Origin of the sequence: Bradyrhizobium liaoningense (assembly GCF_018130785.1) — a bacterium.
Lineage (GTDB): Bacteria > Pseudomonadota > Alphaproteobacteria > Rhizobiales > Xanthobacteraceae > Bradyrhizobium > Bradyrhizobium liaoningense_A.
On record NZ_JAFCJT010000001.1, the window covers coordinates 450,775 to 464,960 of the forward strand.

The 14,186-nt window shown below is 62.1% G+C and carries 13 protein-coding genes and 1 pseudogene; 6 read left to right on the forward strand and 8 right to left on the reverse strand.

Features of this window, described 5'->3' with window-relative positions:
• The first annotated feature begins 217 nt into the window (after positions 1–217).
• Entirely contained in the window at positions 218–901 is a 684-nt protein-coding gene (locus JQ627_RS02060; RefSeq protein ID WP_212482481.1) for a helix-turn-helix domain-containing protein, read from the forward strand.
• 250 nt (positions 902–1,151) lie between these two features.
• On the opposite strand, the pseudogene JQ627_RS02065 reads toward JQ627_RS02060, so the two are convergent.
• The 4 genes and pseudogenes from JQ627_RS02065 to JQ627_RS02080 all read right to left on the reverse strand — a co-directional run.
• Positions 1,152–1,578: pseudogene (locus tag JQ627_RS02065) on the reverse strand (potassium channel family protein); the annotation flags it as partial.
• 59 nt (positions 1,579–1,637) lie between these two features.
• Positions 1,638–1,988, reverse strand: a complete 351-nt coding sequence (locus JQ627_RS02070) for a phasin (protein ID WP_212482483.1) — start codon at positions 1,986–1,988, stop codon at positions 1,638–1,640.
• A gap of 4 nt (positions 1,989–1,992) precedes the next feature.
• A complete protein-coding gene (locus JQ627_RS02075; RefSeq protein WP_212482484.1) occupies positions 1,993–2,868 on the reverse strand; it encodes an alpha/beta fold hydrolase in 876 nt (291 codons plus the stop codon).
• Between the two features lie 9 nt (positions 2,869–2,877).
• Entirely contained in the window at positions 2,878–5,388 is a 2,511-nt protein-coding gene (locus JQ627_RS02080; protein WP_212482485.1) for an alpha/beta hydrolase, read from the reverse strand.
• A gap of 128 nt (positions 5,389–5,516) precedes the next feature.
• Here JQ627_RS02080 and JQ627_RS02085 point away from each other — a divergent pair, with 128 nt between their 5' ends.
• From JQ627_RS02085 to JQ627_RS02105, 5 genes are all read left to right on the forward strand, one after another.
• Complete coding sequence (locus JQ627_RS02085) at positions 5,517–6,443, forward strand: alpha/beta fold hydrolase (protein ID WP_212482486.1); 927 nt, start codon at positions 5,517–5,519, stop codon at positions 6,441–6,443.
• On the forward strand, positions 6,440–7,054 hold the full coding sequence (locus JQ627_RS02090; protein WP_212482487.1) for a hypothetical protein: 615 nt from the start codon (positions 6,440–6,442) through the stop codon (positions 7,052–7,054). Before JQ627_RS02085 ends, JQ627_RS02090 begins: the two co-directional genes overlap by 4 nt.
• Before the next feature lie 86 nt (positions 7,055–7,140).
• Entirely contained in the window at positions 7,141–7,788 is a 648-nt protein-coding gene (locus JQ627_RS02095) for a CoA transferase subunit A (RefSeq protein ID WP_212482488.1), read from the forward strand.
• Positions 7,789–7,792: 4 nt separating this feature from the next.
• On the forward strand, positions 7,793–8,443 hold the full coding sequence (locus tag JQ627_RS02100; RefSeq protein ID WP_212482489.1) for a 3-oxoacid CoA-transferase subunit B: 651 nt from the start codon (positions 7,793–7,795) through the stop codon (positions 8,441–8,443).
• A gap of 13 nt (positions 8,444–8,456) precedes the next feature.
• Positions 8,457–8,915, forward strand: coding sequence for a MaoC family dehydratase (locus JQ627_RS02105; RefSeq protein ID WP_212482490.1), 459 nt, complete (start codon positions 8,457–8,459; stop codon positions 8,913–8,915).
• A 6-nt stretch (positions 8,916–8,921) separates the two neighbouring features.
• Here JQ627_RS02105 and fabI read toward each other — a convergent pair whose 3' ends face one another.
• The 4 genes from fabI to JQ627_RS02125 are packed head-to-tail and all read right to left on the reverse strand — an operon-like array spanning position 8,922 to position 14,138.
• Positions 8,922–9,710: an enoyl-ACP reductase FabI gene (fabI, locus tag JQ627_RS02110; protein WP_212482491.1), complete on the reverse strand. Its 789-nt coding sequence runs from the start codon at positions 9,708–9,710 to the stop codon at positions 8,922–8,924.
• Positions 9,707–10,921: an acetate/propionate family kinase gene (locus JQ627_RS02115; protein WP_212482492.1), complete on the reverse strand. Its 1,215-nt coding sequence runs from the start codon at positions 10,919–10,921 to the stop codon at positions 9,707–9,709. The genes fabI and JQ627_RS02115 overlap by 4 nt, the downstream gene beginning before the upstream one ends.
• Before the next feature lie 5 nt (positions 10,922–10,926).
• Entirely contained in the window at positions 10,927–11,889 is a 963-nt protein-coding gene (locus JQ627_RS02120) for a phosphate acetyltransferase (protein WP_212482493.1), read from the reverse strand.
• Between the two features lie 29 nt (positions 11,890–11,918).
• The gene (locus JQ627_RS02125) at positions 11,919–14,138 is read right to left on the reverse strand and encodes a TerB family tellurite resistance protein (RefSeq protein ID WP_212482494.1); all 2,220 of its coding nucleotides are present in this window, start codon (positions 14,136–14,138) and stop codon (positions 11,919–11,921) included.
• Between the last annotated feature and the right edge of the window lie 48 nt (positions 14,139–14,186).

Consider the following 14,186-nt stretch of genomic DNA (forward strand, 5'->3'; position numbering starts at 1 on the left):
CACTCCGCAGCGCCGAACTTTTCTCATTTCGCGCATCATTGCGCGGCAAGATATTTCCGAACTGTCCCTTGGTACAATGGCCCTGGAGACAGTGGCTAGAAATGCTTCCTTCGTCGTAAATTGACCTTAGCAGGAGTGGGACGGCGCGGCACATTCCTCGCAATGAAAAATTCGACTGAGAGACCAATTCAGCGATCCACGTTGAGGAGTTGGGCCCATGTTTGTGCGCAAAAGGACTGACCCGCAGCCCCGCCCCAATTCGCTCCACGACTTCGGAATGAGAAGTGATTCAAATCCAATCGTCAGTTTAAATGAATTTACATACAAAAAAAGCACGGAAATCTATGGCGAGAGTGAGCCTGCCAACTACGTCTATCAGGTCAAGTCTGGTGCAGTGCGAAGCTATAAGCTGTTATCAGACGGACGCCGCCAGATCGGCGCATTCCATCTCGTCGGCGACATTTTCGGGCTCGAGAACGGCAGCGAGCATCGGTTCACCGCCGAGGCGATCGTGGATACGACGGTCCGGCTGATCAAGTGGCACAGCCTGGAATTGGTGGCCGAGAGCGACGCGATGGTCGCGCGAAACCTGCTCAGCATGACGACGACAAATCTGCAGCACGCGGAAGACCATATGCTTCTGCTCGGCCGCAAGACCTCGCTAGAGCGCGTCGCAGCCTTCCTGCTTGAAATGGACAAGCGGCTGGCCGCGGCCGACGTCATGGCACTGCCGATGTCCCGGCGCGATATCGCCGATTATCTCGGGCTGACCTTGGAGACCGTCTCGCGCGCAATATCGCACCTGCATGATCTCGGTGTCCTCGGCTTCATCGGCAACACCCAGCGCCAGATCGTGCTCCTGGACCGTCAGCAGCTCGCTAATCTCGACCTGCAGCCTTAAGCGACCGACAGCGAGCAGCTCCCTGCGCCTTGGCTGGTGGATAGCCGCCTTGTCGGTGAGTGGCACAAACTGCACATCACACTAGCTTCCGCCGATGTTACTGTCCATCCATGAGGAACGAGATCGCATTTCGGATTGCAGTTGTTGTTTTTGGGACGCTGCCAGTCGCGCTCATAACCATTGTTCTTTTCCTGGGATGAGTCCGCCTCTTCCGGATGCCATTCGTCAGCGCCAGATCACCTGACGCCGACGCCTTGGTCACTCCGAGATCGTCGAGCGTCTTGCGCAACACCTCGAAAAGGACGGCAGCCGACCAGCCAAACATCAGGATACCGTTCATCGCGGTCATCGGACCCTGCAGCCGCCATTCCTGCACAGGCGTGATGTCGCCATAGCCGAGGGTGGTGTAGTTGACGAAGGCGAAATAGAGCAGATCGCCGCCGACCGGCGCTGCACCGACTACGGCATAGGCCAGGGCCCAGACCAGAACCTCGATTGTGTGCGCCACCATCAGGACCGCCGCTGTCGCGATCATCACGGCCATCAGATGCAACCGCGTTCGCGCGGGGTGCCGCAGACCAGCGGCGCGGGCAATGCCGACGGCTCCGACGGTCACCAAAGCGTGGGCCATGATGTTGATCGCGCTGACGATCGAGCCGAAGGAATTGGACCGTCATTGTGCTCAGACAGGCAAGGCGGGCGGCAGCTCATCGCCTCACGCCGGGTTTCAGGTCATTCAGTTTTTCGGCGTGAACGCACCCGTGGCCGCCTTCATGGACGACTCGCCCACGCTCCTGGCCTGATCGGTCAAGGCCTGCATCTGGCCGTTAAAGAATTCGGACTGAATCTTGAAGGCGTCCTGAACATCCTTGGCTTCGATGAGCTTCTCGCCAAAGTCGAACGTCGCATTGGCGTTGCGTTGCATGAAACTGCAGAACTGCTTGGCCTGGTCCGCGATCGGCAGCGGCGAGGAACCGAGGCCCCTTTCCAGCAGCTCAAAATACTCCGCATTGGCCTTGCGCAACCGGCCAAGGGCTTCGGTGAGCATCGCGCGGATGTTCTCGGCGGATGAGCTGATTTCTGCCATGTCGTTACTCCTTGTGATTATTCCGCAAGCCCCCGAACCAGGCGCCGAAATAGCCGGCATAGAGGGCCGGCGCTTCCAGGTTCATCGAATGTCCGATGCGCGGCACCACCACGAGCCGGCAATCCGGCATCGCCTCGGCCATGACACGCAGATCGGTGGGTGGGATCCAACCGTCCCATTCGCCCCACAGCACCAAATGCGGATGCCGGATTTCCGACATCCGCCGCTCCAATTCTCTGTTCGCCCGCTCGCGGGTGAGATTGACCGGAGTTCCGATCCAGATGCCTTCGGGGACGCCAAACGTCTGCTCGATGATCCGGTCAAACAGAGCCGGGATTTCGCCGAGCCCTTCGCGGAAGCGGGGGATCGCGTTCGGGGCCAAGCTTTCCGGCACGAACAGCGAGGACGCAGCGGTCGCCATCACCGTCCGCGTCAGCTCCTTGCTTGCCATCATCGCCCGGAAGAGGTCGATCTGGTCGGCGTTGAAGGACATTCCAAGCGGCGTGACCGGATCGAGCGCGAACACCCTCCCGAAACGTCGCGGCTGCATCAACAGCATGCGGGCCGCGATGATGCCGCCGGTCGAGTGTGTTGCCAAATGGCAAAATCTGATCTCAAGCGCATCGAGCGCTGCCAGCATGTCCTGCGCATGCTGCTGCATCGAGTAGTTGGAATAATTGGTGGCGGGCGTTGGACGGTCGCTTTCGCCGCAGCCGCGCCAGTCGATCCCGATCACCCGCAGCCCGCTCGGGAACATTGGTGCGGCAAGCTCGATCCAGTCCTTGCTGGCGAGATTGCCGTGGATGAAGACGACGGTGACGTCGCCCTGCCCCCACTCCCGCCAGCCCAGCTGGACTTCGCCCGCCTGCACTTTTGGCATGGACCGGCCCTATTTGTTGAGGCCGGCCGTCGGCGCCGCACCGGGCGGCGTCGGCGCCACCGGCAGGGCCGACACTACTGAGCCCTTGATCATGCGGTCGGTGCCGAGCGGTGAGGACGTGTCGACCGTTCCCTTTGTGACGAAGTCCACTACGTCGGCAGAGAATTCAACCGGATTGTCCGTGTGGATGAAGTGCCCGGTCTCCGGATAGATCTTGAGCAACGGCCGGTTGCCGGCATTCGTCATCCGCGTCATGAAGGGCGTGATGACGTCACGTCCGAGGTCGGTCAGTCCGTTGAACGCGGGAGTCGGAATGAACGGCTCCTTGTCACCGAACGACAGGAAGATCGGCGCCTTGATCTGGGTAACGCGCTCGTAGAGGTTCTTCGGATCGTCCTGCTGGAGCTCGGCGCCGATGGTGTAGATGTCGAAGATGAAGACGTTGCACCACTGTTCGAGTTCCTTCGGATTTCCTTTGATCAATCCAACGCGCTGTTCGGTGTGGAAGCGGGCATACTCGCTGTCGCTGAAGAAGTAGCCGCTCTTTGCCGCCGACACCACGCCGGTGCCGGGATCGCGCTTCTTGAAGTAGAAGAAGTCGCGGATGTTCTGCTCGTCGCGCGCCTTTTCCGCGGCGAGGATTCCGGTCTGGTCCCAGACTTGCTTCCATTTGTCGAAGTCGCGCCCGAGGCCCGGATCAAACAGAGGCGCTTTCTTGTCTTTCGCGATGGTGATCTCGCGCGGATATTCTTCGAGACCGGACGGCGCTTCCAAAGCCAGGCCCTGCACTGCGTCCGGCCAAGTCAGGGCGTAACCAACCACGAACTGACCACCGAGGGAGTGACCGAGGTAATAGGCCTTCTTGACGCCGAGCTGGTTGACGACGAGGTCGTAGATCACCTCGCGCATGTCTTGCATCGTGCGCGCCGGGCTCTTGTCGAGATTGCCGGGCCCGGACATGCCGTAATGCGGCAGGTCCGGCACGATCACGCGCAAGCCGTTGCGCAGCGCGTATTGCATGATGTTGCCGTAGTGCCCGCCGAACGCGCCCTTGCCATGAACGATGACGATCGCCTTCGGATCCCTGTCGGTGCCCGCGTACTCGTCCATGTATCCGATCTGCCAGGCATTTCCGCTCTTGTCCTTGGCATTCGCGTACTTGACCGGATAGGGATAGGTCACAAAATCCTTCCAGAAGGATTTTTTCGAATCGATATCTTCGGCGACGCCCGGCACGCGGTAGTTCTTGTCGACGAATTTCTGCGCGCGATCGAGGGCCGCCACGTCGTCCATGAAGGCGACGAACTTCGGATCGTTCTTGCGCTGGTTGATGATCGGGAACACGCCGTAGTGGGCGACCGGGCTCTCCTGCGCGATCAGATCTGCGCCAGGTACGCGATCGACCGCCTTCTGAGCCAGCTTGAAGTTCAGCCAGAGGTCATTGGTGATGTGCATCACCAATGTGCGTGCCTGGATGCGACCGAGATAGGGATTGATATTGTGGGTCTCGCCGACCCGGTTTCGCCAAACGAGGTCGACGGCGTCATAGAGCTTGGCGCGATTGATGACGTTCAGCCCCGCCTTCTCGTTCGGCGGATCCCAGTAGAAGATTTCAGGCTGGACCGCGGTCCAGTTCTGCGTCGTGCGGAAGCCGAAGTCATAGCCCGTCATGCCCAGGATCGACCAGCCGAACGCGACGCCCGGCACCGGATGCTTTTCCTTGGGCAGCTTATAATAGTCGCCCTTGGTTGCCTGCCAGACCGGATCGGACTCAATCGCAGCCGTCATCATCTGGAACGTCCAGTTGCCGACGGGGTCCTCGCCATCCGACTGCGTGGTGCCGCCGATCGGCATCAGCGCATTGATATACTCCGGATGCATCACGCCCCAGACATAGGTCTGCGTGCCGCCCATGGAGACGCCGGTCACCAGCGCGACGCGCGCGACCTTCAGTTCGTCGCGCAGCAGCCGGTAGTTGGCCTGCACCATGTCGTAGTAACTGTACTGCGGAAACTTGATGCCGAGGCCGTCCGAAGGCTTGCTCGCACCCCAGGTGCCGAGCGGGTCGACCATAATGACGTAGTAGCGGTCGGTATCGATCGGACGGCCCGGACCAATGATCGGCACGCCGCCCGACAGCGCGGCACCCTTGACCCACTGCTCATACATGTCGGTCGAATCGCCGGAATAGTAGGAATTGATCACGATGGCGTTGGTGATCTCGCCGGCTGCATTGCGCCGTGCGTTGCCGATCGCGATGTAGCCGGTGCGCAGCTTGCCGCCGCCGAGAGATTCGAGCGTGACGCCGCCCTCCCCGCCGTTCTCCCATTTCGCCGGCGCGGATAGATCGTACTTTCCGCCGAGACGGAAGTTGGCGATCTCATAGGTTTTCTTCAGGCCATCGTGCTGAACCTGCGACGAGCGTCGGGTGAAAGGTTGTGCAACTGCGAGAGCTGTGCCGACCAGCAACACGAGCAGGCTGATGAAGCAACGCTTTGCAACGTCTCCCCCGGTCGTCATGGCATAATTCTCCTGGCGGTGTTTTGCCAAAACGCTAGGGAAGACGACCGCGGGACCTTTGATCTAACTCAAGGGAATCCGCTCCCGGCGGCCGAGGATCGCAACGTCCGAATGTCTCCGGTTTCGCAATGCCCTTCCTCAGCCACGGCTCATATCAGATACGTTATGAGCTGGACGGGCCGGCAGACGCGCCCGCCTATGTTCTGGTGAACGGGCTCACGCAATACTCCGAACTGTGGGCTACCTATCGAGAGGCGCTGTTGGCGCGTGGTTTCCGCGTCGCGACCTTCGACCTCCTCGGCCAGGGCGTCTCCGATAAACCTGCGCTCTTCATCAGCCAGGATGACCACGTAGCAGCGCTCCACCTGTTGATCGGCGAGCTCGGCGGCGGCCCCATTTTCCTCAGCGGCATCAGCTTCGGCGGGCTGATTGCGCTGCGCTACGCCATCGAGCACGGCGACCGGCTCGTCGGCCTTGTGCCGATGAGCTGCTTTGCGGAGCTGTCGCCGCAGCTCCTTCTGCTCGGCAATGCGCTGCGGACCGGTCTGATCCTCGGCGGCACCAGCTATCTCCAGGATCTCCTGCTGCCGATGAACCTGTCCGATCAATGGTTGAAGCCGCTGCTCGACACGCTTGACAGCGTCAAGCGGCAGGGCTGGCTGGTCAACGACCTCTATGCGCTCCAGAATCTGATGGAGTCGTTTCTCGCCTTCCAGCCATTGACGCCGCGCCTGTCCTCGATCGCCGTGCCGACCATGATCCTGAACGGCGAATTCGACTTCCTGACGCCGCGATCCCTGCATGAGACCCTGCGCGTCGAAATCCCCGACAGCTCGCTCGTGATCATTCCGAAAGCCTATCATGCCTTCACGCTCGAGAAGAGCGCGCTCACGGCCGACCTGCTCGCGCGCTTTGCGGACGACGTGCTGGCCGGTCGCTGGCAAGGCAACAGGTCCGTCTGGATCGCGCCGGAAGAGGCCGGCGGCGAGCTCACGCCATTTCCCCCCGGCTATGATCATTTGCGGGCCATTCCTGTCCGGGCAGCGCTGCCATGAGCCGATTTCTCGGACCGCTCGATTCGGAGGGCCGTATTCCGTCGCACCAGCAGACACGCGTCGCCGCGTTCCTGGTCTCGGCGCACGGCGCATTAGCGCGGCAGTACGCCATGGCCCTACCCATCCGTATCGAGGCCGCCTGGCAGGCCGAGTTGAACGCGCAATTCTACCGGGAGTCCGAGATCGTCTCGCTATTGCAGCGCGCGACGTCCTGGGTACCCGACATTGCCTTGGGTTACATGGCGGCGACGTGGGAGACGGCCTGGTTTCCCAAGCCGTTCGAGGGGGTAACCAATCAACCTCTGGCCCTTTCCATCGAGCTTGCGACGCGGGCTCATGCCATTCACGCCGGCATCCGCCCAGCGGCCCTGCTGCCGGTGGACGCCAATGCCAACGATCCCTTCGTATTGGCATTGCGCCGCATCGAATTCGAGAGCGGCCGGCTGTTGCAGGCGCAAATTCTGTTTCTGAAGAGTGAGAGCCTCGTGCCGTTTCGGGACGCCGTCAGCACGGCCCTTGAACGGCGCCACGCCGAGGTTCGCACCTTATGGGCGGAAGCGCTTGAAAGCGTCGGCATCGCCATCCGGCGCGGGAACGATAGGAATCCTTGACGCAGATCAAAGGCGCCGGCCGACCGTTCGCCAACTTCGTCTCACAGTCGCCTCCCCTTGGTCGCCTGCTGACTGGAGTTCCAATCATGAAGGCCGTTTCCGTCGAAGAAGCAGTCGCGATGATCCCGGCCGGCGCGAGCGTCATGGTCGGCGGCTTCATGGGTGTCGGAACACCGGAGCGCCTGCTGGACGAAGTTACCCGGCAGCGCAAGACCGGCCTGTCATTGATCTGCAACGACGCTGCCGTCCCGGGGAAAGGCGTCGGAAAACTGTTCGACGCTGCGCTGGTCTCGCGCCTGACCGCGACGCATATCGGGCTTAATCCGAAGGCGCAGCAGCAGATGCTGGCGAACCAGATCGACGTCAATCTCGTCCCTCAGGGAACCTTCGTCGAGCGCATTCGCGCCGGCGGATGTGGACTGGGCGGCGTTCTGACACCAACCGGCGTCGGTACGCTGGTCGCCGAAGGTAAGCGCCAGATCGAGGTCGACGGCAAACCCTTCCTGCTCGAGACCGCGTTGCGCGCACAGTTCGCGCTGGTTCACGCCTTCCTGGCCGACTACCTCGGCAATCTCAGCTATGCACTGACATCCCGCAACTTCAATCCGATCATGGCGATGGCCGCCGATACAGTGATCGTAACGGCGGAGCACATCGTGCCCGTCGGCGTCATCGCGCCCGACCACGTTGTGACGCCGGCCCCCCTCGTCGATTACCTTATTATGAACGGGTGATTCCATGGACGCACAGACCATCATTGCCCGGCGCGTCGCCAAGGAGCTCAGGAACGGCGATCTCGTCAATCTCGGTATCGGCATTCCGACGCTGGTCGCGAACTACGTTGCTTCCGATCTCAAGGTGTTCTTCCAGTCGGAGAACGGCTTGATCGGCACCGGGCCGATCCCGGAGCAAGGCATGGCCCATCCTACGCTGACGGACGCCGGTGGGCGCCCAATCAGCGCCCTGCCCGGCGCCAGCACTTTCGACAGCGCCATGTCCTTCGGACTGATCCGTGGCGGCCATGTCGATGTCACCGTTCTCGGTGGACTTCAGGTCGATGCGCAGGGTCATCTCGCCAACTGGATGATCCCCGGCAAGATGGTGCCGGGAATGGGCGGCGCAATGGATCTCGTCACCGGAGCCAAGCGGGTCATCGTCGCCATGCAGCACGCGGCGAAGGGCAAATCGAAGATCGTCGACAGATGCTCACTGCCCCTGACCTCGGCGCGGCCGGTGAACCTCGTCGTGACTGACATGGCGGTGATTGGTTTCCCCGACGGCAGGGCTACTCTGCTCGAAACGGCACCCGGTGTCGGCATCGGCGAGGTGATGGCGGTGACGGAAGCCGAGTTGATCGTTCCCGAGAAGGTCCTGGAAATGAAGATCTGAGTGGGTCGGCATCATGCGGATATTCAGCGACTTCAACGAGATCAAATCCGCCGTCGGCACCGAGATCGGCGTCAGCGACTGGATCGAGGTGACGCAAGATCGCATCAACCGGTTTGCGGAAGCGACCTGCGACGAGCAATGGATCCATGTTGACCAGGAGCGCGCGAAGAAAGAGTTGCCGGGCGGAACCACTATCGCCCACGGCCTGCTGTCGCTCGCCCTTGCGCCGATGTTCATCCGCTCGGTGATGGGCCTGAAGGGACTACGCAACACCCTGAACTACGGCGCGGACAGGATACGCTATCTGGCGCCCGTGCCGGCGGGCTCGAAGCTGCGCGGCCGCGTCACGGTTGCCGAGGTGGAGGATGTGCCGCCCGCTGGCCTGCGCGTCAACTACCATCTCGTGATCGAGATCGAAGGTGGCAAGAAGCCCGCCTGCGTCGCCGAGCTGATCGCGCTGCACTATCGCTGAGCTCGCTCAGTCGATAATGTGATACCCGCCATCAATATAGAGAACGCCTCCGGTGATCAGCTTGGCGCCGTCGAGCGCCAGGAACGCCGTGGCGTTGCCGACGTCGTCGATGCTGACCAGGCTGCGCGACGGCGCCTTCGACTGCGCCTTGTCCATCAGCTCGTCGAATTCTGGAATGCCTGAGGCCGCGCGCGTGGCCAACGGTCCCGGCGAGATGGCATGCACGCGGATGCCTTTCGGGCCCAATTCGGCGGCAGCGTAGCGGACGGCGGCTTCAAGCGCGGCCTTCGCCACACCCATGATGTTGTAGTTCTCCACCACCATCTGGCTTCCGTAGTAGGTCATGGTGAACATCGTGCCGCCATTCTTCATCAGTGGTTCGGCGAGGTGCGCCATCCGCAAGAACGACCAGCAGGAAACGTCCATGGTTCTCAGGAAACCGTCGCGGCCAACATCCACCACGCGTCCATGCAACGCTTCTTTCGGCGAGAAGGCGATCGAGTGCAGCATGAAATCGAGCTGCCCCCATTCCTTCGCGATCCGCTCGAACACCTGCTCGATTTGCCCTTCCGTCATGACGTCCAGTGGCAGGAAAATCGGCGCCTCCAGCGCCTGGGCCAGCGGCTCGACGTGCTTCCTGGCGCGCTCGTTGAGATAGGTGACGGCGAGATCGGCTCCCAGCGCACGAAACGCCCTGGCGCACCCCCAGGCGATGGACTGGTCGTTGGCGATGCCGACGACGAGGCCCTTCTTCCCCTTGAGAGCAATCTTGGTATCAGGAAACACGGGAATCATGACACCCTCTCTTGTCTCGGGTTGGTCGTCGGCCTTGTCATCAACAGCGACAGCGTGTGCTTCGCGATCATCAATTCCTCGTCGGTCGGCACGACGTAAATGGGAATGCGGCTGTCGGAGCCCGAGATCAGCCTCGAATTGCGCGAATTCTCGGCCGGATCGAGCGCACCCCCGAGCCATCCGAGCTGCTCGACCACACGGGCGCGAATGTTCGCGGAGTTCTCGCCGATGCCGGCCGTAAAGACGAAGGCATCCAGGCCCTGCAGCGCCGCCGCGAGCATCCCGGCATTGAGACCGATCCGGTAGACGAAATAATCGATCGCCAGCTTCGCCTTGGGGTCTACGCTTGCTTCCAGCTCGCGCATATCGTTGCTGACGCCGGAGAGCCCCTTCAAGCCGCAGTCGCGATAAAGGAAGTTCTGAACGTTCGCCGCAGACATCCCCTTCTCGGAGATCAGATAGAGCACGACGCCGGGGTCGAGCTGCCCCGGGCGCGTTCCCATCGGTAGTCCGTCCAGCGCAGTGAAGCCCATGGTGCTCTCGACGCTCCGCCCCTGGTTCATCGCGCACATCGAAGCGCCGCTCCCGAGATGGGCAACGATGACCCGACGTTTGGCGATTTCCGGCGCGATTTGCGTAAGGGCACTTGCGACATACTCGTAGGACAGTCCGTGGAAGCCGTAGCGCCGAACACCTTCGGCATGAAGCTGATGCGGGATAGCGTAGTGGTCCGCAAGCGGGCTGTGCGTGCGATGAAACGCGGTGTCGAAACAGGCGACCTGCGGAAGCGTCGGGAAGCCCGCAAGGATCGAACGGATCGGCGCCAGGTTGTGCGGCTGATGCAGTGGTGCCAGCGTCACGAAGCGTTCGAGGCGGGCAACAACGCCGTGATCGATCAACACTGGCCGGTCATAATCGGGCCCGCCATGCACGACACGATGCCCGACAGCGATCGGGTGGATGCGAAGCTCGTTCCGCAGCCATTCGCCAGCGGTGCCCATCGCGGCCGGAACATCCGGGATCGCCTCGATCGGATAGGCGCGGTCGGCGATCGGATCGCCATTCGCGCCACTCGCCCGCAGCCGCGGACGACTGCCGATGCCGTCGATCTGGCCCTTGATCTGGCGCCGGAGCCTGCCCTCTCCCTCGACGGAATAGACCTGGAACTTGACGCTGGAGGAGCCTGCGTTGACGACGAGGATCGTATCCATGGCGATCACGCGGCAACTGTTGGAGCGCGTTGGCGCCTGGCGTTGGCATAGAGCGAGGCCACCGCGCAAGAGGCCATGCGGGCACGCGGCGAGTCCGAGCGCGAGGTCAGGACGACCGGAACCCGGGCACCGAGCACAAGGCCGGCACCATCAGCCTTGGCGAAATAGGCCAGATTCTTCGCCAGCATGTTACCGGACTCGAGATCGGGCACGACCAGGATCTGCGCCCGGCCGGCGACCTCGGATTTGATGCCCTTGATGCGCGCCGCCTCGACATCGATGGCGTTGTCAAAGGCCAGCGGTCCGTCGAGCACCCCGCCGGTGATCTGGCCGCGGTCGGCCATCTTGCAGAGTGCCGCGGCTTCGATCGTCGATGGAATCTTGGAGGTCACGGTCTCGACCGCAGAGAGGATCGCGACTCGCGGCGAAGTACCGAAGCCGGCCTGCATGTAGAGATCGATCGCGTTCTGGATGATGTCCCGCTTGGCATCGAGATCGGGAAAGATGTTGATAGCGGCATCCGTCACGAACAGGGTCTCGACATAGGCCGGCACATCCATCACGAACACGTGGCTGATGCGCCGATCGGTGCGCAGACCACCCACTTTTGCGGTGACGGCACGCATCAGCTCGTCGGTGTGCAAGCTGCCCTTCATCAGCATCTCGCCCTTGGCCGCGTGAATGAGCTCGACGCTCTTGGCAGCCGCTTCGTCGCTGTGCGCGGCGTTGACCATCTCGAAGCCGGCGATGTCGAGGCCGTGCCTTCCCGCGATCTCCCTGATCTTGTTTTCGGGCCCGACCAGGATCGGGCGGATGATGCCGGCTTGTGCGCTGTCGACAGCGCCGCGCAGCGAGATCTCGTCGCAGGGATGCACAACGATTGTCTGAACCGGCGGCACCGCCTTGGCGGCTGCGACCAACCGGTCATACTTGCTGGGCGACGATGTTTGCCTTAGTTCGGCTGACATGATGTTGCTCCCGATCCTGCCGGACAGCCTTACGACGCTTTCGCCTTTGGATCGAAAGGGGCAACGTTCGACGCCCCTTCCTCCGCATCGACACCGAACAAGGCGGCAACACGCTGCAGGCGGTTTGCGCGCTCGCCCGTGATCTCGCCGCTGGCCGACAGCACCTCGTGCATTGCCGAGAAGGCTGCGCGCCGCTGGTCGACATCGTCCGGCAGCAGCTTCTGAATGGCCGCCAGGGCGCCCTCCCGATCGATCAGCAGCATGAAGAACTGCTCGCGGACCAGCATCTTGAACTCAGGCAGCGTCATTCGCTGTCCACTGTAGTCGCGGCGGATCCGGCGCAGGGCCTCGATGCTGCGTTCATCGACCATTCCGCGCGCTGATCCGATATAGAGCAGGCTGCGGATGGCCGCCTCGCGCAGGCCGCCGTCGCCGATCGCCGATTTCAGCTGCGCAACCCGCTTCTCCAGCATCGCGCGATGCTCAGACGACATCTCGCGCCAACGCGATGGTTCGGACTTCGGATCGATTCCGACGGCCGCCTGCAACGTGGGCGAGCCGTAGACGTTAAGGAAGATCGTTTCGCTCAGCGTTTCCTGTGCGTCGCGCCAGCTATCCAGGGCATGCACAATCTGCTTGGACATCCGATTCTGGAACGCGACGAAGGGATTGTCCCCGGAAGCCGGCTTGCGGTTGTCCTCGATCTCGCCGGCGGCCGACTTCACCGCCGCCATCCACGGATTTTGGCTGCTCATGGCTTCATATTGCAGTCGCAGCGGATGCAGATTGCGCATCATATCAGCCATCTGCGGCGTCACCATGCCCTTGATCCAGGGCCGGACGAACTTCTGGTAGGCGGCGAGGTTGAGCTCCGAGACGCGCTTGGCGGCGGCAAAGCGCCGCTCATCCTCCGGCGAGTTGCCGCCCATGGCGCGGATGTCGTCGAGCGTCCGTGCCTCGCAGCGCATCACCCACTGGCCGACGACGAGATCGGAGCTCTTGGTCTCATCGTCCTTGGCCTCGAACGTCGCTTCGTAGAGCCCGGGCGGCAGCACGTCGATCAGGTCGATATTGCTGGAGAACTCGGCGTGCTCCTTCTTCGCGACGCCGCCAGACACGAAGATGCCGAGATGGCCGATGCTTTTGTGCACCGTGTAGACGATGGTCTGCCCATAGGCCCTGATCTCGTCGACATCGGCGTAGCAATCCAGGATCCAGTCCAGCGCCTGTTGCGGCGGAGTGACATTGTCGCCTTCGGAGCAGAACACCACGATCGGCGATCTGATGTTGCGCAAGTCCACCTTCTGGCCGTCTGACATCTCGATCTTGCCGGCAGCGAGATTGTTGCCGATGAAGAGCTCATCGACGATGAACTGAATCTCTTCGGCGTTGAGGTTGACGTGCCCACCCCACCAGCGCTCGAACTCCAAATAACGATCGGCCTCGGTGTCGACCTTGGAATAGACGTTGTACTGCTTGGTCCAGAGCGTGTTCGACGGATTCTGGTTCTCGAAATTCTGCACCAGCCATGCGCCGTCGAACTTGCCGGCGCCGAGGTCGCTGGTCAGCGCGGTCAGCCAGCTTCCGCCCAAGAGGCCACCGGAATAGCGCATCGGATATTTGCCATGCACGCCGGCCCAATAGGCGAGCGGCGCGCCGGCAATAATGAGCGGCCCAAACAATTCCGGCCGCAGCGATGCCAGGATCATGACGGCCCAGCCGGCCTGGCAGTTGCCTATTACGCAGGGCTTGCCGTCAGCCTTGGGATGCAGGCCGATGACCTTCTCAATGAACAACGCTTCGGCCCGCGCAATGCGCTCGATGGTCTGTCCCGGCATCGGTTCCGGCAGGAAGCCGATGAAGTAGCAGGGATGCCCGGCCTTCATCGCAACGCCGATCTCGCTGTCCGCCTTGAAGCCGCCGATGCCCGGACCGTGACCGGCGCGGGGGTCGATCACGACGAATGGCCGCCGCTCCGGATCGATCACGACGCCCTTGGGCGGAATGATGCGCACCAGCGCATAGTTGACCGGCTCGTCGAGCTTGCGGCCGTCGACGATCAATTCGGCGGCATATTGCAGGACATGCGGTGCTGTCTGCGCGATATGTTCCCGGTACTGGTCGCCGCGGCGGCGCATGATGTCCAGGAACAGGACGCTCCGCTGCCCCGCATCGACCATGTATTCGAGCGCCGAGGCGACAAGTCCGGACAAAGGGCCGCCTGGCACGCTTGGTTTTTCCATCGACATATTCCGACCTCATCGTCGCGTGGTTTCATCCAAGGCGCTCCGGGATGG

Excerpts from the sequence above, each read along its gene's own strand:
- JQ627_RS02060 (WP_212482481.1), top strand. The coding sequence starts at position 218 with ATGTTTGTGCGCAAAAGGACTGACCCGCAGCCCCGCCCCAATTCGCTC.
- JQ627_RS02070 (WP_212482483.1), bottom strand. The coding sequence starts at position 1,988 with ATGGCAGAAATCAGCTCATCCGCCGAGAACATCCGCGCGATGCTCACC.
- JQ627_RS02075 (WP_212482484.1), bottom strand. The coding sequence starts at position 2,868 with ATGCCAAAAGTGCAGGCGGGCGAAGTCCAGCTGGGCTGGCGGGAGTGG.
- JQ627_RS02080 (WP_212482485.1), bottom strand. The coding sequence starts at position 5,388 with ATGACGACCGGGGGAGACGTTGCAAAGCGTTGCTTCATCAGCCTGCTC.
- JQ627_RS02085 (WP_212482486.1), top strand. The coding sequence starts at position 5,517 with ATGCCCTTCCTCAGCCACGGCTCATATCAGATACGTTATGAGCTGGAC.
- JQ627_RS02090 (WP_212482487.1), top strand. The coding sequence starts at position 6,440 with ATGAGCCGATTTCTCGGACCGCTCGATTCGGAGGGCCGTATTCCGTCG.
- JQ627_RS02095 (WP_212482488.1), top strand. The coding sequence starts at position 7,141 with ATGAAGGCCGTTTCCGTCGAAGAAGCAGTCGCGATGATCCCGGCCGGC.
- JQ627_RS02100 (WP_212482489.1), top strand. The coding sequence starts at position 7,793 with ATGGACGCACAGACCATCATTGCCCGGCGCGTCGCCAAGGAGCTCAGG.
- JQ627_RS02105 (WP_212482490.1), top strand. The coding sequence starts at position 8,457 with ATGCGGATATTCAGCGACTTCAACGAGATCAAATCCGCCGTCGGCACC.
- fabI (WP_212482491.1), bottom strand. The coding sequence starts at position 9,710 with ATGATTCCCGTGTTTCCTGATACCAAGATTGCTCTCAAGGGGAAGAAG.
- JQ627_RS02115 (WP_212482492.1), bottom strand. The coding sequence starts at position 10,921 with ATGGATACGATCCTCGTCGTCAACGCAGGCTCCTCCAGCGTCAAGTTC.
- JQ627_RS02120 (WP_212482493.1), bottom strand. The coding sequence starts at position 11,889 with ATGTCAGCCGAACTAAGGCAAACATCGTCGCCCAGCAAGTATGACCGG.
- JQ627_RS02125 (WP_212482494.1), bottom strand. The coding sequence starts at position 14,138 with ATGTCGATGGAAAAACCAAGCGTGCCAGGCGGCCCTTTGTCCGGACTT.